Source organism: Hymenobacter rubripertinctus (assembly GCF_003583925.1).
In the GTDB taxonomy this organism is placed as follows: domain Bacteria; phylum Bacteroidota; class Bacteroidia; order Cytophagales; family Hymenobacteraceae; genus Hymenobacter; species Hymenobacter rubripertinctus.
In genome coordinates, this window is sequence record NZ_QYCN01000043.1 from 1 (window position 1) to 18,267 (window position 18,267).

General features: G+C 64.0%; 14 protein-coding genes. 5 read left to right on the forward strand and 9 right to left on the reverse strand.

The features are described 5' to 3' along the window. The first annotated feature begins 242 nt into the window (after positions 1-242). A complete protein-coding gene (locus tag D0T11_RS22225) occupies positions 243-1,100 on the forward strand; it encodes a hypothetical protein (RefSeq protein WP_147374739.1) in 858 nt (285 codons plus the stop codon). Between the two features lie 45 nt (positions 1,101-1,145). Here D0T11_RS22225 and D0T11_RS19200 read toward each other — a convergent pair whose 3' ends face one another. Then, positions 1,146-1,793: a Uma2 family endonuclease gene (locus D0T11_RS19200; protein WP_245991033.1), complete on the reverse strand. Its 648-nt coding sequence runs from the start codon at positions 1,791-1,793 to the stop codon at positions 1,146-1,148. A gap of 131 nt (positions 1,794-1,924) precedes the next feature. On the opposite strand from D0T11_RS19200, the gene D0T11_RS19205 reads away from it, so the two are divergent. After that, positions 1,925-2,488, forward strand: a complete 564-nt coding sequence (locus D0T11_RS19205) for an RBBP9/YdeN family alpha/beta hydrolase (RefSeq protein WP_119657433.1) — start codon at positions 1,925-1,927, stop codon at positions 2,486-2,488. Between the two features lie 29 nt (positions 2,489-2,517). Here the strand turns inward: D0T11_RS19205 and D0T11_RS19210 are convergent, their stop codons facing one another. Then, positions 2,518-3,558: an alkane 1-monooxygenase gene (locus D0T11_RS19210; RefSeq protein ID WP_119657434.1), complete on the reverse strand. Its 1,041-nt coding sequence runs from the start codon at positions 3,556-3,558 to the stop codon at positions 2,518-2,520. 141 nt (positions 3,559-3,699) lie between these two features. Then, entirely contained in the window at positions 3,700-8,271 is a 4,572-nt protein-coding gene (locus D0T11_RS19215) for a DUF2339 domain-containing protein (RefSeq protein WP_147374740.1), read from the reverse strand. A 363-nt stretch (positions 8,272-8,634) separates the two neighbouring features. Here D0T11_RS19215 and D0T11_RS19220 point away from each other — a divergent pair, with 363 nt between their 5' ends. Beyond that, complete coding sequence (locus tag D0T11_RS19220) at positions 8,635-9,531, forward strand: LysR family transcriptional regulator (RefSeq protein WP_119657436.1); 897 nt, start codon at positions 8,635-8,637, stop codon at positions 9,529-9,531. Positions 9,532-9,706: 175 nt separating this feature from the next. Next, a complete protein-coding gene (locus D0T11_RS19225) occupies positions 9,707-10,906 on the forward strand; it encodes a threonine synthase (RefSeq protein ID WP_119657437.1) in 1,200 nt (399 codons plus the stop codon). An 83-nt stretch (positions 10,907-10,989) separates the two neighbouring features. Here D0T11_RS19225 and D0T11_RS19230 read toward each other — a convergent pair whose 3' ends face one another. Genes D0T11_RS19230 through D0T11_RS19240 form a run of 3 tightly spaced genes read right to left on the reverse strand, consistent with a single transcriptional unit; the run spans position 10,990 to position 14,889 of the window. Next, positions 10,990-12,195, reverse strand: coding sequence for a tetratricopeptide repeat protein (locus tag D0T11_RS19230; RefSeq protein ID WP_182888499.1), 1,206 nt, complete (start codon positions 12,193-12,195; stop codon positions 10,990-10,992). A 35-nt stretch (positions 12,196-12,230) separates the two neighbouring features. Continuing rightward, positions 12,231-13,505 carry a tetratricopeptide repeat protein gene (locus tag D0T11_RS23415; RefSeq protein WP_119657439.1) on the reverse strand — a complete coding sequence of 425 codons (1,275 nt, stop codon included), beginning with the start codon at positions 13,503-13,505 and terminating at the stop codon, positions 12,231-12,233. A 7-nt stretch (positions 13,506-13,512) separates the two neighbouring features. Then, positions 13,513-14,889 (reverse strand): ATP-binding protein, encoded by a 1,377-nt coding sequence (locus D0T11_RS19240; protein WP_119657440.1) that lies wholly within the window; start codon positions 14,887-14,889, stop codon positions 13,513-13,515. Between the two features lie 286 nt (positions 14,890-15,175). Here D0T11_RS19240 and D0T11_RS19245 point away from each other — a divergent pair, with 286 nt between their 5' ends. Further along, the gene (locus tag D0T11_RS19245; RefSeq protein ID WP_245991034.1) at positions 15,176-16,534 is read left to right on the forward strand and encodes an ammonium transporter; all 1,359 of its coding nucleotides are present in this window, start codon (positions 15,176-15,178) and stop codon (positions 16,532-16,534) included. A gap of 319 nt (positions 16,535-16,853) precedes the next feature. Here the strand turns inward: D0T11_RS19245 and D0T11_RS19250 are convergent, their stop codons facing one another. The 3 genes from D0T11_RS19250 to D0T11_RS19260 are packed head-to-tail and all read right to left on the reverse strand — an operon-like array spanning position 16,854 to position 18,098. Next, the gene (locus tag D0T11_RS19250; RefSeq protein WP_119657442.1) at positions 16,854-17,126 is read right to left on the reverse strand and encodes a DUF167 domain-containing protein; all 273 of its coding nucleotides are present in this window, start codon (positions 17,124-17,126) and stop codon (positions 16,854-16,856) included. A 3-nt stretch (positions 17,127-17,129) separates the two neighbouring features. Then, on the reverse strand, positions 17,130-17,330 hold the full coding sequence (locus tag D0T11_RS19255; protein WP_119657443.1) for a hypothetical protein: 201 nt from the start codon (positions 17,328-17,330) through the stop codon (positions 17,130-17,132). Between the two features lie 39 nt (positions 17,331-17,369). Beyond that, a complete protein-coding gene (locus D0T11_RS19260) occupies positions 17,370-18,098 on the reverse strand; it encodes an endonuclease III domain-containing protein (RefSeq protein WP_245991037.1) in 729 nt (242 codons plus the stop codon). Between the last annotated feature and the right edge of the window lie 169 nt (positions 18,099-18,267).

The window sequence follows — 18,267 nt, forward strand, 5'->3', positions numbered from 1 at the left end:
TTGCGCCAAAAGTGCGGCGTGTTGGTGCGCAAGTCCTGCTCGTTTAGCCGGTGCGAGAAAATGCACCATACGCGCATCCAACTCGTCATCGACGAGCACAACCGTCGGTTAACGCCAACCTGAATCACCTCGCATTATACCACCGCCGGAAATTTTTATAACTTCACCGTATTGTGACGCTTCTGGCGTTCAGCCTTTGCTCGACCAGCCTTTGCTCGACGTAAAAAAGAAAAATTATTATAATGGCTTACATAACTAAAGGTAACGCGAATAAAATTTTAAGGCAAATAGATATTAGCTCTTTGCCAACAGATTTTCCAAAACTCAAAGGAGAGATATATAAGAAGAAGATATCGATTTTTAGTAATAATGAAATAAATAGATTGCTCTTAAGAAAGGAATTGCTTAGAAATCCTGATGGATTTTTTAAATTATATTGTAAGATTGAAAAACGACCGGATACGTATAGATATATTCACGAAGGAGGCAGTCCGGCATACCATGAGAGTCCTGATTGTATCAGATTAACGTCTGATTTTACCGCTTATGAAATACCTCTTATTATTCAGGAAAGAGGCAAAAATGAAGTGGTAAAATTTAGAATATGGTTTTCACAGAATCGTGATATTTTTGAAAATGATAATAATAAATTTACGGAGAGTATGCAGAATTATTTTCGAATCACAGATGATATAAAGCCTGTAGAGTACAAGAATTCTGGAATAGAAATATTTGAAAATCTAGACTTAAGTGGATTGGAAGATAAGATAGATGATCTACTCAAATCTGTCACTAACTTTATAATTGAAAGTAATACAGAAATCAGAGAAATAATAATGAGGTATGGAAAAAGAACTTTTCTAGCCTATACTAAGCATGAAATAACGGATAATGACACTGCATTAAACGATAAAGATTTGAGGAAATTCTTAGAAGATTATTCACAAAAATTTAAGATTCCAATAGAAAAATATTTAAGCGAATATTATAGGGTATATTTCAATCCTGATTTGCAATTTGAAGGGCCGCTTCTTGAAGAAGTGGGATTTAAAAAATGCTCTCTTTGCTGTATAACAAATGTTTTGCTAACTGATGACTAAGCATCTGTGATCTATTGGGATTAGTCTTGAATGAGATGGAGCCCCTCACACCCCCGCAAACACCTCCGCCCACTCCACCACCAGTTCCGGCAGCGTGTGGCAGCTAATCGGGCTCGGCTCGAAATAGGAACCGCTGGACGCGTAGCGGCCATCTTCCAGCACGTAGGTTGCTACGGTTTGCTCGCCCGGAAACACAATCCAGTATTCCGTCACGCCGGCCTCTTCGTACAGATTGAACTTCTCCCGCGTGTCGTAGGCGGCCGTTTTGGGGCTGAGGATTTCAATTATCCAGTCGGGGGCTCCCAGGCAGCCCTGGCGGTCAATATTGGCCGGGTCGCGGACCACGCACAAATCGGGCTGCACCACGGTCGTAATCTGGTCGTCGCCGTTGGGGCCGGCCGTGGTCAGGCGCACGTCGAAGGGGGCCGCGAAGCCTCGGCAATCCTGGCCCCGTAGCGCGGCATGAATAGCGCCGCCCAGGTTAAATGAAATTGTCTGGTGCGACGAGAGGGGGGCCGGGCTCATTAATCGCACCTTGCCCTTAATCAGCTCCACCACCTCGTCCAGCCGCCACGTGAGGTAGTCGGCGTAGGTGTAGGTTTTGGTGAGGTCGAGCTGGGAAATATCGGTGACGACGGGCATGGCGGCGGGAAACGACGGATAGTAGTAAAGATAGGAATTGACGGCGGTCATCAACTTGGGGCTGACCCCGAACTGAGCGGTAAAAGTTGTTGCCTTATTTTTGGTAGCGAGAATTAAGGCAACAACCAACCTGTTGCCTTAATTCTCGCTACCAAAAATAAGGCAACAACCCAACGCGCGCTATGCGGCCCCTCACCCTCCTCACCGTGCCCGGCCTGGGCAGTTCCGGCCCGGCGCACTGGCAAACCCGCTGGGAACAGCAGCACGGCTGCCGCCGGGTAGAGCAGCGCGACTGGCAACGGCCCGTTTGTGCCGAGTGGGTGGCCACGCTGGAGGCCGCCGTGGCCGCCGCGCCGGGGCCGGTGGTGCTGGTGGCCCACAGTCTGGCCTGCGCCACGGTGGCCCACTGGGCCGCCGCCACCAAATGCCAAGTGGTCGGAGTCCTGCTCGTGGGGCCCGCCGACGTAGACCGGCGGGAGATGCTGCCCGAAGTGCGGGGCTTTGCGCCGATGCCGCTGGCGCGCCTGCCGTTTCCGAGCATCGTGGTGGCCAGCGAAACCGACGAGTACGTGACGCTGGCCCGCGCCGGGGCGTTTGCCGCCGCCTGGGGCAGCCGCCTGGTGAACGTGGGAGCCCTCGGCCACCTCAACTCCGAGTCGGGCCTGGGGCTATGGCCGGCCGGTTGGGCGCTGGTGCGGGAACTGAGCAGCAACGTTGGAGCCGGGGAGCCGGCCACTGGCGGGTAACAGGGCTTCGGACCCAGCCTGACGGCAAGCTATTCGGCCGTTGGCACGCGTCGGTTCATCACTTTGAACCAGAGGGGCGGCACGGCGGCCAGCAGCATCATGCCGGGGTAGCCGGTGGGCATCTGGGGCGAGGCCGGCTGGTGGCGCAGGGTGTGGTAGGGCCGCGAGGCCAGGTAGTGATGGTCGGAGTGGCGGGTGAGCTCGTAGAGCAGGATGCGGCCCACGGCGTGCTCGGAGTTCCAGGAGTGGTGGGGCTGCACCCGCTCGTAGCTGCCCGTGGCGGTGCGCTGGCGCAGCAGGCCATAATGCTCCACGTAGTTCACCAATTGAAACAGCACCGCCCCCACCAGCGCCGCCCCGGCCCAGGCCAGCAGGCCGGTCCAGCCAAATACCAATCCCACGCCCACCGCCGCCGCCAGTTGCGCCACCTGAAACCGCAGCAGCTGGTTCTGCCCGCTCCAAACCGGTAAGGTCGCCCGCCGCAGCCGCTCCGCCTCTAGGTGCCAGGCCGACTGCAACTCCCCGCCCAAGGCCCGGGGCAGAAACTGCCAGAACGGCTCGTTGAAGCGTGAAGTGGCCGGATCCTGGGGCGTAGCCACGTGGCGGTGGTGGCCGCGGTTGTGCTCAATGAAGAAGTGCAGGTACCACGAGCTGGCCAGCAGTACCTGGGCCAGGCGCTGCTCGTAGCCCCGGCTGCGGTGGCCCAGCTCGTGGGCCACGTTGATGCCCAGCGAGCCGCCGCAAATGCCCATGCTCACCACCAGCCCGGCCACTTCGGCCCCCGCCAGCGGCCCCCGCGTGAGTACGGCGAGGTACCAGACCAGCAGCCCCACGTGCAGGGGCACGCAGAGGTAGAGCAGCCAGTCGAAAAACGGGTGGKGGGGCGCGCCGGCCGKGGCCGGCGCGTGGCTGGTAATGGTGCGGGGCGGAAACAACAGCTCCAGCAGCGGAACCAGCCCGAATACGAACAGGGGCGTCAGCCAGACCCAGGGGCCGCGCAGCACGAGGCCGGCGGCTACGCAGGCCGGCACGAGGTAGGCACTCAGGTAACGAAGGTCGGCGAGGCGCATAATGAAATGAGGAACAGTCGGAAAGGCGGTAGAAGGTAAGCAGAATCAGCCGGAGAATCACCGCCTGATCAGAGCCGCCCACAAGCCGGTTGCCCGGCCAGTTCCGCCAAAACGGTGGGTGGGCTGGCCGGGCATCTGGCGCTAGTCCAGGGTAGAACGCGGTTCTGGGGGCAAGACCGGTTCCGGATGGTCATCGGCCGGCCGGTTGGGCGGCGCGAAACGGTCCTTGAAGCGGGCGTAGAGGGCGTTCATGCCCAGCAGCAGCAGCCCCATCAGAATAAAGACCACCGCCCGCGTGATGGTGCCGGTCTGGCGCAGATCCACGAAAAACAGCCGGACCACTGCCAGGGCCATCCCCAGCAGGGCCGCGTAGCGCAGATCCTGCCGCCGCAGCAGCAGGCTCGCCACGAAGGCCGCCACCACTTCCCCCATCAGCAGCACCGTGAGCACCGAGCGGTCGAAAGACTGCATCAGCAGGGCCGTGAGGGCCAGAAAGGCCGGGTAGAGCAGCAGCCCGACCAGCCCCTGCCGGGGCAGGCGGTCGAGGCCGGCCAGCGGGGCCAGCAGCGGCGGCCAGTCGGCGGTGGCTTCGGCGGCGGGCGACTGGCGCAGCCGCGCGGCGGCATAGCCGAAGAGCAGGGCCACGGCGGCCGCCGTGGTGGCCCACGGCACGGTCAGGAGCTGGCCGGGGGCGAGGTAGTTAAGCGAAACGTAGGTGCTCCAGGCCACCGCCGCCCAGAAAAACAGCAGGCCGTAGGCCCGGACGCGGCGCAGGCGTTGGGGCAGGCGGGCCGCCCCCAGCGTAAGTCCGAAAGCTACCACCAGCCAGACCAGCGCCAGCCATTCGGTTCGCAGCTCGTAGCCGAAAGTGAAGAGGCCGAACAGCAGCGTGCCTTCCGGCAGCAGGGGCTGCACGTAGCGCCCCGAAGTAGCCCCGGCGGGTGGGGGCTGGAGGGCCAGTCCGCTTAGCAGCAGGAGCAGGGCCCCGGCCGTCAGTCGGCGCGCCGGCAGGCCTAGCAGCTGGCCAGCCGAATGGGTGAAAACTCCATCGAAATGACCTGCCACCGCCAGCGTAAGCAAGGCGTAGGTGAGGTGGCGCAGGAACCGGTTGGGGGAGCCGGCGCGGGTAAGGGCGGCCGGGGTAGGCCAGTGCCCGCCCGCCCACTGGGCGGCGGCGGCGGCCAGGGCAGCCAGGGCCACCCAGAGCAGTACAGGCAGGGCCTCGGCCCGGGGCGCAAACGCTACCCCGGTCGCCACTACCGCTTGCAGGCCCAGCAGGTAGAGCCAGGGCCAGCGCACGTGCCGTTCCGCCGCCGCCCACCACGAGCCCCATAAGCCGGCTCCCGAAACCAGCAGCAAGGGCAGCAAATACGCCAGCTCGGCCAAGGGCCGGAATGCGGGGCCGACGGGCAGCACGTGCGACCATTGCAGCACCTGGTAGCCGAGCGTGGCCAGCAGCAGACCCGGCCACAGGCCCGGCACCGCCACCCGGCGGCGCAGCAGCAACAGCGCGCCGCCAAGGCCTGCCCCCACCCAGCCGGCCCAGGTGTGCGCATACACCAGGCCGCCCGCCGCCAGCAGCAGTCCGCCCACGGCCAGCCCCAGCAGCCGCAGCCGGTAGCCCGGGCTGAATGGCAGCGGCACAGCATCAAAAACCGGGGCCTTCCGCCCGTTCAGCCTGAATTGCGCGGCCCCACTGACCAGGGCGGCGGCCAGCAGCAACCCGGCGCGCTGCCCATCGGCGAGGCGACCGAAGTGGTAAACCAACGCGGGCAAGGCGGCGGCCAACACGAGGCTGCTGCCGAGCAGTATGCGGTAGAGCCGCGTTTCGGCGCGCCAGGCCAGCAGCAGGGTGAAGGCCAGCATTTCGGCGTAGAGCAGCGCGTGGGCAGCGGGCCAGCTCAGGCCGGCTTTGTGCAGCCCGAGGATGAACACGGTCAGCAGCCCTTGTCCCAATAGTATCAGGCTCAGGCGAAACCAATCGGCCTGCACCCGCGCTTGGTGAGCCAGCCCGAAGGTGAGGCCGGCGGCCGCCGTGGCCGCGCCGAGCAGCCCGGCCACGGGTGGGTGCGGCAACCCGAACAGCGCCCGCGCCAGCAACCCGATTGCGCTGCCGTAGAAGAACAGCGTCAGCCCGCGCAGGCACTGGAAAAGCAGGTGGTCGTCGGGGTGGCCGAGCAGGGCTTGCAGGGCGGGACGGCGCGGCGCGCGCGCCAGCAGGGCCGCGCTGCCCAGGCCGCCGAGCAGCAGCAGCCCCAGGCGCTGGTGGAGCACCGGCGGGGCCACTTCCCGCACCGAGCCCACGGCGGCCAGCAGCAGCGCAATGCCACTGCCCAGCGTCAGGCCCACCAGCAGGCGGAAGGTTGGTTTTTCATCGGCCAGTCCGCAGGCCCCGGCCAGCAGCAGGGTTTCGAAGTAGAGCACCGTGAACGTGGCCGGCCAGCCCAGGCCCGCTTCGTGGAGGCCCAGGATAAATACCGTCAGCAGTACTTGCCCGCTGAGCAGGTGCAGGGCGCGGAACCAGCCGCCACCGTTGCGCAGGTACCAGGCCCCGCCGAATACGGCGCCGGCCGCCGCCAGCGTGCCGCCCAGCAGGGCGGTCAGGGGCGGATGGGCAAACCCGAAAACAGCCCGGGCCAGCAGTGCGCCCGTCCCCAGGTACAGCAGCCCGACTACGCCCCCAAAAGTCCGGAGCAGACCGGATTGCCGGCTGGCATCCTCGCCGGCCAGCAACGGTTGCCGGTGCAGCAGCCGGTAGTAGCCGGCTCCTACCAGGCCCGCCAGCAGGAGCACCACGGCGTTGCGCGCAACGTCGGGGGCGGCGTAGGAGCCCAGGTAGAACAGGTTCAGCAGCACCAGCCCCAGGCCGGCGGCCACGGCCCCGACGGAGGCCACCTGGAACACCAGCCGCTCTTCTTCCCGGGCCATCACGAAGGCCACCAGCAGGGTTTCGAGCAGCATAAACAGCAGAACGAGCGTGCCCGAGGCGTGCCAGCCCTGCAAGGAGAAGGCCGCGAACAAGGCCAGCATCAGGGAAATAATGCTGTCGGTGCGAAACAGCCACTGAATACCCAGCCGCCGCGCCCGCCGGGCCACCCCAAACGTGAGCAGAGCTCCCAGCGCCAGCGGCACCGTTTTCCAGGGCGAGCCGGTGCTGTACTGGTAGAGGTTGATGCCCAGACAGGTCCAGTTGAGCAGGTGGGCCGAGAACAGCAGCGCATCGAAGTGCTGGCTGGCGTACACCCGGCGGTACTGCACCACGGCCCCCGCTACGCCCACCACCAGCACCAGGCCCAGGGCCACCAGTCGGCCCCCGGCCGACAACGGGCCGGCCGCTACCAGGGAGTAGTGCCAGTATTGGTGGAAGACGAAGAAGCTCAGCATGCTCAGCAGCAACTGGTATTTCCACCGCTGACGGTAGGTAATGGCGATGCTGAATCCGGTAACGCCGGCGGCGGCGGCCAGCGTGAGTAGCTCGCGGGGCAGCACGGCCAGGGCCACCAGGCTGAGCACGCCGTGCAGGGTGGCCACGTCTTCCCGGCCCGTGTCCCAGGCCAGCCACAGGTTGAGGCTCACCCCGGCCAGCAGCAGCAGGTAGCTCAACGGCGGCCCGGCCCATTGCAGGCCCGGCACGCTCGCGGCGCCCACGCAGGCAAACAGAAACACGGCCGCCGCGCTGCTTTGCAGCCACACGTTGAGCTTGGCCGCGAAGGGGCGGGGCCGCAGGTAGTAGTGCAGGCCCAGCAGGGCGGCCGCGAAGGCCGTAATCATGGCAAACCGCGCCGGCGCGCTCATCCGCAGGGCCGTGTAAATGCCCAGGAACCCGATGCCCGTCACGAGCACTACGGCCCCCAGAATACCCGTCCAGTTATCAAGCAGTAATCTTTCGGCGTGCTCCCACCAAGTAGGTTCGGCGGCCTCAGCCGGGGCGGCTTCTGGTTGTACCACTGGCCGCCGCATTGGTACCGGCGGGCGGGTATTGGTTTGCTCCAACCGTGCCGTAGCAACCGGCGTGGCCGGCACCGGTGGCACAGGAGCCGGACTTGCTACTGGCGGTGCCGGAGCCGCTGGCGCTGATGCGGACGGTGCCGGAGCAGCAACCGGAGTCGCTGGCGTTGGTGGAACGACCGGCGTTGCGGCCGGAGCCGGTGGCGTAGCTGGCGGAACGGCCGGAACAGCAGCGGCAACTACGGGCGTAACTGGCGTAACGGATGAAGCAGCGGGTGGCACAATGGCCGTCGGGGCCAGCGGCTCAGCACTGGCCCCGGCGGACTTCGGCTCGGGTGCTGCTGGTGGAACGGGCGGTGCGGGAGCGGCCGGAACGGGCACTGCTGGTGTCACGGAAACCGGCGCGGCTGGGGTGGGCCGGTGGGCCGGTGCGGGCGGCGCAGGTGAGTGGGCCGGCGTGGGCCGGGCGGCAACTACCGGCACAACCGGCGGCCGACTGGGAGGCGGGGATACCACTACGGCGGCCGTCGGAGCAGCGGCGGCAGCGGCCGTGCCCGTTGGGGCGGTGGCGAAGGCCGGAGTTAGCGCGGCGGGCTGGGTGAAAAGCCGGAGTTCCTGGCGCAGCTGCTCCACGAGGATGAGCAGGCTGGCGTGGTCCCGCCCGCGCTCCGCCGACTGATCAACGAGGGTCTGAAAGAGCTTTTGCAGCTTCTGGTACAACAGGCCCGCCACCACGCCGACTAGCATCAATAAGAAGGTGACCATACAGTAAGTGGTAAAATAAGACACAAAATGGCCGCTGTCACGCAGCCTGTAAGGAGGCGGTCCGGGGCGCGCAAAGGCAAGGCTGCCACCGGGTTGCCGCTATAGCTAAGGGACCGAAACATACCCGATATTCTTTGAATAATAGCTATATAAATGACAAAATTTTATACACTTTATTTTGAGATGACTGGTGAAAGGCCTTTGAATGCTCCCGGAACGGGCATTTGTCCTTCCGGCGCATGTAGAATCTGGCTCAGCCCGTTAGACGATTTTCCCCGGATTCCTCCTGCGTCGGAATGACAACCGCCCATTCCGGTAGCCACTTCGTGTACCTTGGTGCGCGTTTCCGCCTTCCCCGCCCCCATGCTCTCTCACGCCCACGAGGTTTTCCTGGAAGTTGCCCGCCAGCTCAGCTTCACCAAAGCCGGGCAGACGCTGTTTCTGAGTCAGTCGGCGGTGAGCAAGCGGGTGCGCAGCCTGGAGCAACACTATAAAACCGGCCTTTTCGAGCGCCTGGGCAACTCGGTGCAGCTCACGCCGGCCGGGGCGCTGCTCTACCAGAAGCTGCTGCTGGCCCGCCAGCTCCAGCACGAGCTCCACCTCGAATTCGCGGAGCTGAGCCCCGGCTTCTCGCCCCCGCTCGATATGGTGATCGGGGCCAGCACCACCATTTCGCTCTACGTGATTCCGCCGGTGCTTTCGGCCTACCTGGGCCAGTTCCCCAACACCCGGCTCACCCTTAAAAACCGCAACTCCGAAAACATCCTCAAAGCCCTGCTCGACCACGAAATCGACCTGGGCATTATCGAAGGCATTCACAAAGTCAGCCACGTCACCTACACACCGTTGCTCACCGATGAGGTGGTGGCCGTGTGCTCGGGCCGTAACCCGCTGCTGCGCCCACCCCTGCTGGCCGCCGACCTGCTCCGCACGCCCGTGGCCCTGCGCGAATCCGGCTCCGGCACGCTGGCCGTGCTCGAAGAAGCCCTGGCCGCCAAGGGTATCAAGCTCACCGATTTGCCCGTAAAAGTGCGTCTGGGCGGAACGGAGGCCCTCAAGAACTTCGTGCGCGTGGATTCTTGCCTGGCCTTCCTGCCCCGGCAGGCGGTAACCAAAGAGCTGGCCTCGGGCGAGCTGACCGAAGTGCCCATCCGCGACCTGAACCTGGTCCGCCACTTTGATTTCGTCCAGCGCAAAGGCACCGAAAACAACCTGCCCTACAAAACCTTTGTGCAGTTTGCCCGGCGGTATTATTCTTGAGCTGTTAGCTGACAGCTACTAGCTTTCGTTCAGTCAGCTAACAGCTAACAGCTAACAGCTAACAGCTAACAGCTAACAGCTCAAGATTCTCATTCCAAACTGGCATAGCCTATTCCAATTAGCCATTTGTTTGCGGCATAGGGTTCGGGGAGTTTTGCGTTCAACTCCCTCAGATATGAACCAGACCGCCGAAACCCTCACCCGCCTGCACGAGCTCGAATGCTCCGAGTGCGGCCAGCCCCATTCCGCCCACCAGCTCCAACTCGTGTCGGAGTGCCACAAGGTGCCGTTGGTAGCTACCTACGACCTGCGCGAACGGCTCTCCCGGGCTACCGCCATCGACCTGCATGATGCCTCGATGTGGCGCTACCGGGCCCTGCTGCCCCTACTCGACGATGAGAACAAAGTTACGCTGGGGGAGGGCTTTACCCCCCTCATGCGCCTGCCCACCCTCGGGGGGCGCTACAATCTGCGCGATTTACTGCTCAAGGATGAAGGTCAGAACCCTACCGGCTCGTTCAAAGCCCGGGGGTTGAGCATGGCTATATCCAAAGCGAAGGAGTTGGGCGCCACCGGCTGCATCATCCCGACGGCCGGCAACGCGGGCGTGGCGATGGCCGCCTACTGCGCCCGGGCGGGCCTGCGGGCCGTGGTGGCTATGCCCCGGCACACGCCCAAGGCTTTCAAGGAAGAATGCTACTGGTACGGAGCCGAAGTGCAGCTCATCGACGGCCTCATCAACGACTGTGCCGCCTGGGTGCGTCAGCACAACGCCAAGGGCGAACTGCTCGACGTATCGACCCTCAAGGAGCCCTACCGCCTCGAAGGCAAGAAAACGATGGGTTACGAGCTGGCCGAACAGCTCGACTGGCAGCTGCCCGACGTGCTGCTCTACCCGGCAGGCGGCGGCACCGGCCTGATCGGCATCTGGAAGGCGTTCCGGGAAATGCAACAATTGGGCTGGCTGGCGCCCGGGGCCAAACTGCCCCGCATGGTGGCCGTGCAGGCCGACGCCTGCCAGCCCCTGGTAGCCACCTACACCGGCCGGCAGGCCAACTGCCACGCCTATGTGGGCCGCTCGTCCATTGCCAACGGCCTGGCCGTGCCCCACCCGTTGGGCGAACAAATGATGCTGCGGGTACTGCACGAGTCCAACGGCACGGCCCTGAGCATCACCGATGAGGAAATGCTGGAAGGCATGCGCGAGCTTGGCCGCCACGAGGGCCTGTTCGTGGCCCCCGAAGGTGGCGCCGTCTGGATGGCCGCCCGCAAGCTCCTCGCCTCCGGCTGGATTAGTCCCGACGAGCAAATTCTGCTCCTCAACACCGGCTCGGGCCAGAAATACATGGACAACGTGGAAGGGAGATTCAAGTAAAAAATAAAAGTGAAAAATGGCCCTCGAACGTCCCACTTTAGGAGTTGTTTGAGGGCCATTTTTCACTTTTACTTGAATCTCCTTTAGTTACTGCGCAGGCCCATGATCCAGACGTAGGCCAGGGTGCCACCCAGAAACGCCAGGAATACAGTGCTGCTCCCGGGTACCGCTGCGGCTTCCAGCACGACTGCCAGCGTGCCCACGGCTGCCAGGCCCCAGCCAAACCACGCCGACTGCCGCCGCCGCTTGGGCGCCCACTGCCGCTGGGTGCCCACCAGCGGAAACAGCAGCCCCAGGGCCACAATGCCGGCGCTGTCCAGTAGGGCGGAGTCGAGGGTCTTGCCGGTCAGCAGCAACGCGCCGCCGCTGAGCAGCAGGGCCAGAAACTGATTGGAAAAGTGCGTATCCTCTTCACTGAGGGCGAAGCGGCCGTAGCGGTTCAGGCGCAGCAGGGAGTTGAACAGGGGCTCGGCAAACCAGCTCATGTACACCAGCACCAGGTAGAGCGGCAACAGGCCCGGAACGAAGTGGGAAAGCACGAACAGCCCCACGAACAGCCCCTGCCGCATGCCCGGGCTCAGCGTCTGGGTCCACACCATGAAGCGGTAGAACCAGTTGTAGAGCCAGAAACGGGCCTTGAGGGACGATACCAACCCCTCGCGGGCGTAGTCGGAGGTGGGGTTGAGGCGTAGGGCTTCGCGGAAGTGGGTGGCGGCCTCTTTGGCCCGGCCGCGCTCCAGAGCCACCCAGCCCAGGTCGGCGTGGGTGCCGGCGTCGGTGGGGTTGTGGCGCAGGGCTTCGTTGAGGTCGGCGGCGGCTTCGGGACGGCGGCCGAGGCGGGCCAGGCAGCGGGCCCGTAGCCCCAAGCAGTCCACGTGGGTGGGGTCGGCCTGGAGGCCGGCTTCGGCGGCGCGCAACGCCCCGTGCAGCTGGCCCTGCTGAAACCGGATCAGGCCCAGCACGTGCTGGTAATCGGCGTCTTCCGGGTCGAGGGCCAGGGCTTCCTCAATGGCGGCCAGGGCGGCCGGCAGCTCGTGCCGGCGCTGGAGTACGGCGCTCAGCACGTAGAAGCCAAAACTGTTTTCGGGGTCGAGGTGAACGGCCCGCTGAGCCGCTTGCTGGGCTTCGGGCAACTGGTCCTGCTCGGTGAGGGCCAGGGCCAGCAGGGCGTGCAGAAACCCGTTTTCGGGGTCGTCGCGGAGCTGGCGGCGGGCCTCCTGCTCGGCCTCCTGGGGGCGCTTGTGCTGCAACAGAAGCTGCACGCGGCTAATTTGCTGGAAGGAATTCATGGAGTAGATGGAAAGAAAGGCATACCGCGCCCGAGTTACCGGTTGCTTTCGGTCCGCAGCCGACGAATGTGGATATAGAACAAAAGGCCGACGACCAGCAAACTCAGCGGTGGCCCGTACGGCCAGGTGGCCGGCCAGCAGGCGGTAGCTACGCAGGCGGCCAACACCAGCGTGGCCAGCAGCACCCAGCCCAGCGGCGACTTTTCGGGTACCGGAGCCGCTGAGGCTTGTTTGAAGATGCCCATAATAGCCATAACAACGGCGGTGAGGCCGCCCGTCAGGCCAGCCCCCATACTCTGCCCAAGTCCCCACTGCTCCAACAGCCAGATCAGGCCGGGTAGCAGCGCCAGAATCAGCAGGGCGAACGTGGCGGCGGAACCGTAGCGGTACAGGGTTTCGTGGGCGTAGGACGTAGCCGCGTCGGGGCGGTTGCGCAGGCGGCGCACGGCGGGGTGGAGCCGCCAGTACACCCGCTCGAAGGCCAGGGCCAGCAGAATCGGAATACAGAAGAAGCTGAGCGGGAGTAGAATCAGCAGGAAGTGCCCCCAGGCCTTCCATTGGGGCCGAGGAAATTTCATGCCCTCCGTGACGAAGGTCATGTACCGGTCGAATTGAAGGTCTATCCGGCCCGGCCCGGTTTGCCGCCGAATGGCCTGGCTGGCTCCCTGCAAGGCCTGTTCATCAGTAGGCGCCAGGCGTAGCACTTCCTGAAAGTGGGCCTGGGCCGCCGCAAACTGGTCCTGCCGCATGGCCTCCTGGCCCAGCAGCAGGTGCGCTTTGGGCAGCGTGGGGTGGGCGGCGCGGAGCTGGTGCAGAGCCCCGGTCAGCTCGGGCCAGTGCTGCTGGGCGTGCAGGGCCTGGGCGCGGGCCACCAGGCAGTCTTGGTGCGTAGGGGTGTGGGCCAGGCCGCGCTCCGCCACCAGCTGGGCGGCGGCCGGCTGCGCCTGAACCAGTAATATCCGGGCCTGCATACCCAGATATTTAGGATTGAAGGGCTGCAACCGCAGGGCCTCACGGATGGCATGGTCGCGTGGCCCGAACTGACCGGCCCGGTTCTCCAGCAGGCAAAGCACGTAGTATCCCTCGCTGGCCGCCGGATTCAGGGCCAGCGCCTCGGCTACTGCCGCGCGGGCTTCGGCCAATTGGTTTTGCTGGTACAGGGCAAAGCTGAGCATGATATGCGCCAGCACCTCGCGCGGGTTCTGCGCCAGGTGCTGGCGTAGGAGCTGCTCGGCCTGCTGGGGGCGGTGCAGGGCCAGCAGGTTCTGCGCCGCCTCCTGCCAGCGGCTACCCGGGGGGGTGGGCATCATGGCGCGGCTACTTTTTGATGCCCAGGTAAGTCAGAATATCGTCGTAGTGGCCCCCCTCATTCGAGTACAAGGCGTAGTTTTTGGCGGTGGCAAACCACTCCTTGGTGCTGGGGCGCACCTGTTTGGCTGCCGCCAGCAGGTGGCTCTGCTGCACCGGCCGCACCTGGCCCGCCTTCATCGACTCGCGCAGGCAGGTTTCCACGGCCGTATCTACTACTGCTTGCAGGTCGGCGCCGGAGAGGCCGGCGGTCTGGGCAGCCAGGGCGGGCAGGCGCAGGTCGTCGGCCACGGGCTTGCCGCGCAGCAGCACCTCCAGGATGGCGGCGCGGGCCGGCTCATCGGGGGGCGTCACGAGCACAATCCGGTCGAAGCGGCCGGGGCGGCGGAAGGCGGGGTCGAGGTGCCAGGGGGCGTTGGTGGCGGCCAGGATGAGCACGCCGTCGTTGGAGCTGCGGGCCCCGTCGAGCTCCTCCAGAAACTGGTTGATGAGGGTGCGGCCGGCACTCTGGCGCAGGTCGTGGCGGTTGGCGGCCAGAGCGTCCACTTCATCAAAAAACAGCACGCAGGGCGCCTGCATCCGGGCCAGCTCAAACAGGTCGTGGAGCTTCTTCTCGCTCTGGCCCATCCACATGTCCAGAATATCGGTGATGCCCACGTGAATGAAGGAGGCCTGCACCTCGCCGGCGGTAGCCCGGGCCAGGTGGGTTTTGCCGCAGCCGGGCGGGCCGTACAGCAGCAGCCCGCCCCCGGCGGCCTTGCCGTAGGCTTTATAGAAGTCGGGGAACTGAAGCGGATGAATGATTTTGAGGCGGATTTCCTCCTTCACGGCGTCCATGCCACCCACGTCCCGGAACGTGATTTTGGGTTTCTCCAGGCCCGCGAACAGGGCGCGCTCATCCAGGCCCCGGTCCGATACGTGGGTGGCGTTGTAGTCGGTGGGGGCGCCGCCACTGGTGGTCTGGGCGGCGGGGCGCAGGCCGAGCTGGGCGTCGAGGTCGGCGTCGCGCAGGCTGGCATCCAGCTCCAGGGCCTGGCGGTAGGCGGTCCGGGCCTCGTCGGGCGGACCGCCGGCCCCGGCCAGCACCCGGGCGTGTAGCAGGTGGGCCGGACCGTGGTTGGGGTGGGCGCGCAGCAACTCCTCCAGCACCACCAGCGCCGCCGACGTTTTGAGCAGGGCGGCGTAGGTTTCGGCCAGCCCCAGCTGCAGCTCCTGGTCGTCGGGGTCCTGGCGCAGCCCCTGGCGGTAGTGGCCCTCGGCTTCGGCGAAGCGGCCAGCCTGGCGCAGCAGGGCGGCCACGTGGCGGCGGAGGGGAAGGTTTTCGGGCGAAAACGCCAGGGCATCGAGCAGGGGCTGAAGGTCGGCGGGGTTAGGAAGCGCGGCCATAGTAGATTAAGGAGCTAACAGGAGAACCGCAAGCTACGGGTTTTGTCCTCAATCAGAGGCCCTCGCAAGTGGCCTGCCGGGGCCAGAACGCACAACAGGCAGTGGTGTGTAAGTAGGTTGCGAATTCAGGGTAATATTGATAAAAAAGACCGTATTTATGTAATTTGCACCCCAATTAAATAGGGCAAATTATATAAATGGTAGTATTTGATTCTATATTGACCCTCTAAAATAAGGACATAACCTGAAAAATCATGCTATGACGTCTAAATCTGTCCCCTTGAAGATGAGCTTTGGTTTGGTCGCATTGCTGGTCCTAGTGGCTATGGCCCTGGTGGCGGCCTTCGTGCGGGTGCCCCACCCGGCCGCCGCGCCCGGCTCGCTCAACGGGGCCGACGTGGCCTGGATGCTCACGGCCACCGTTTTCGTGCTGATTATGACGCCCGGCCTCTCGTTCTTCTACGGCGGCATGGTGCGCCCCAAAAACGTCATCAGCACCATGCTCCAGAGCTTCGTGGCCCTGGGCGTGATTTCAGTCGTGTTCTACTTCGTGGGCTTCTCGCTCTGCTACGGCGAGTCCTGGCACGGGCTCATCGGCAACCCACTGACCTACGCGCTGCTGCGCAACGTGGGCACGGCTCCCAACCCGGCTTTCGCGGCCGGCATTCCGTTTATTCTCTTCTTCGCCTTCCAACTCAAGTTTGCCATCATTACGCCCGCCCTCATCACCGGCTCCTTCGCCGAACGGGTGCGCTTCAAGGGCTACCTGGCCTTCATGGTACTTTTCAGCCTGTTCATCTACTGCCCCCTGGCCCACTGGACCTGGCACCCCGAGGGTTTTCTGCGTCAGTGGGGCGTCCTTGATTTCGCGGGCGGTACGGTGGTCCATATTTCGGCGGGCGTAGCCGCGCTGGCCGGCGCGCTGGTGCTGGGCCGACGCTCCACTCACCTGCAATCCACTGCCTTCTCCACGCCTAACGTGCCGTTCGTCCTGCTCGGTACGGGGTTGCTGTGGTTCGGCTGGTTCGGTTTCAATGCCGGCTCGGCCCTGGGGGCCAACGAGGTGGCCGCGCTTTCCTTCGTGAATACCAACCTGGCCTCGGCGGCCGGGCTGCTGGCCTGGATTCTGGTGGAAGTGGTGCGGGGCGGCAAACCCACGGCCGTGGGGGCCTGCACCGGGGCCGTGGTGGGCCTGGTGGCCATTACGCCCGCCGCCGGTTACATCGATTACGGCCAGAGCATTTTGTTCGGGGTGCTGGCGGCCCTCATCAGCCACGTCGCCGTGCATTGGCAGAACTCGCGCACCACCATTGACGATACGCTGGATGTGTTTCCCTGCCACGGGCTGGGCGGCATCGTGGGCATGCTGCTCACGGGCGTGTTTGCCGACAAAGTGGGCCTCATCTACGGTACCAGCACCACCTTTCTCTACCACGTGCTAGGCCTGGCCATCGTCATCACCTACTGCTTCGTGGGGGCCTGGGGGCTGCTGAAACTAACCGACCGCCTGTTCGGGCTGCGCGTGAAGCTCCAGGAAGAGGAACTGGGCCTCGACCTGAGCCAGCACGAGGAATCCACCTACCACATCGACGAGGAGTACGAGCGCGCCTACCGCCGCGCCGTCCGCGTGGAAACGGTGCTCTAGAGCCCCGCCGCCGTTGTTGGTGCAAACAGCGCGTCGTTCCGCACCCTGGGCCCGGAAAAACTACCCCGCTGCGCTTCAAACGTAGGAAACCAGAAAGCCGGGCACGGCGATGAGGCCAGCAAAATCGGGGGCTACTCCGAAGGCTTCGGCAATTACGGTATCGGCACCCGTGGCCCGCGCGGCGCCGGCCGATGCGGCCGCCGCATTATTTTCAGCGCCAGCGGCGGCGCCAGCACGCCGCGGGCAAGGCATAACGGTGGCAATCGGGCGCGGCGGAACGTGGGCGAAGTAGCCGCCCGCTGCGCCCCGTAGGAAGCTGCTACTCGGCCCTGGAGCGCGCCAGCACCGCCCGGAATTCCGCCTCCGCCAGCCCCCCGATTTCCACTTTCTTGAACGGGGCCGTGTGCCCGCTGAGCAGCATCAGGCTGGATTTGTTCACCCCAAACACCTCCGCTAGGTAGCCCAGCAGGCAGGTGTTGGCCTGGCCATCCTGGGCCGGCGCGTGCAGGCGCACCGTCACAACACCATTGGAAGTCATTTCGAGCTGGTTGCGGCGGGCGTTGGGCTTGGCTCTCAGGTGCAGAACGGGCACGCCTCAGGCGGGCGCGTTGTAGGCATCGTACACGTTCCAGGCCCAGATAACGAAGGGCACCACAATCGTCCAGATCAGCAGAAAGCTAATCACGCCGCCTACGGCCCAAATCAAAAAAGCTTTCATAATCTGCCCTTTGATGAGCTGACCGAGGCCAGGAAAGAAGATGGAAAGCAGGGCGGGTAAACCGTAGGTTTGTTCCATGGAGCGGGAAGGAGGCGAAAAACGGGAAGATGCGGAAAATTACTGAACCCGACTCTGTCCGAACGGGCACCGGGCCAGCAAGGGGCAGCGGCCGCAGGCAGGCGTGTGGAAGTAGCAGCACTTCTGGCCATGAAACATGAATACCTCGTGGTGGTCGTACACCTGCTGGGCATCCCAGTCGGGCGGGAGCAGGGCCGCCAGCTGTTTGTGGGCCGCCGCTTCGCCTACTTTGGGGCCGATGAGTTCCAGGCGCTGGGCCACGCGGTGGTGGTGGCTGTCGACGGGCATGGCCGGGCGGCGCAGGGTGCTGAACAGGAGCACGGCAGCGCTGGTTTTAGGCCCCACACCGGGCAGTTGCTCCAGCCAGGCCCGGGCCTCCGGGATGGGCAGATCGGCCAGAAATGCCAGGTCGCAGGGGCCACCGGCACAGCGGGCGGCTATTTCACGCAGAATCTGCTGGAGGCGGGGGGCTTTCTGCTCGGGCCAGGTGCAGGGACTGATGGCGGCCTCTACCTCGGCCGCTGGCGCGTCGCGCACCTCTTCCCAGGTCGGGAAACGAGCGCGCAGTTGCTGGTAGGCGCGGTGCGAATCCTGGTTGCGGGTGCGGTGGGAGAGCAGGGAGCTGATGAGCTCACTGAGCGGGTCTTTGGTGGCAAAGAAGGCCACCGGGCAGCCATATTCGGCGCACAGCCGGCCATGAACCCAGAGGGCCAGCTCCCGGCGCTCGACCGGAAGCAATTCGGGGGAGGAGTCAGCAGGTGTTTTCACCTGCCTGCCTACGCGAAAGAGGGCGGTTGCGGTTATCAGTTGTTAGTTGTTAGTTGTCAGTGGTTAGTTGTCAGGAAAAAAAACACCATCCTGACCACTGGCAACCGGACACTGGCAACCGGACACTGGCAACTGACAACTGACAACTGACAACTGACAACTAACAACT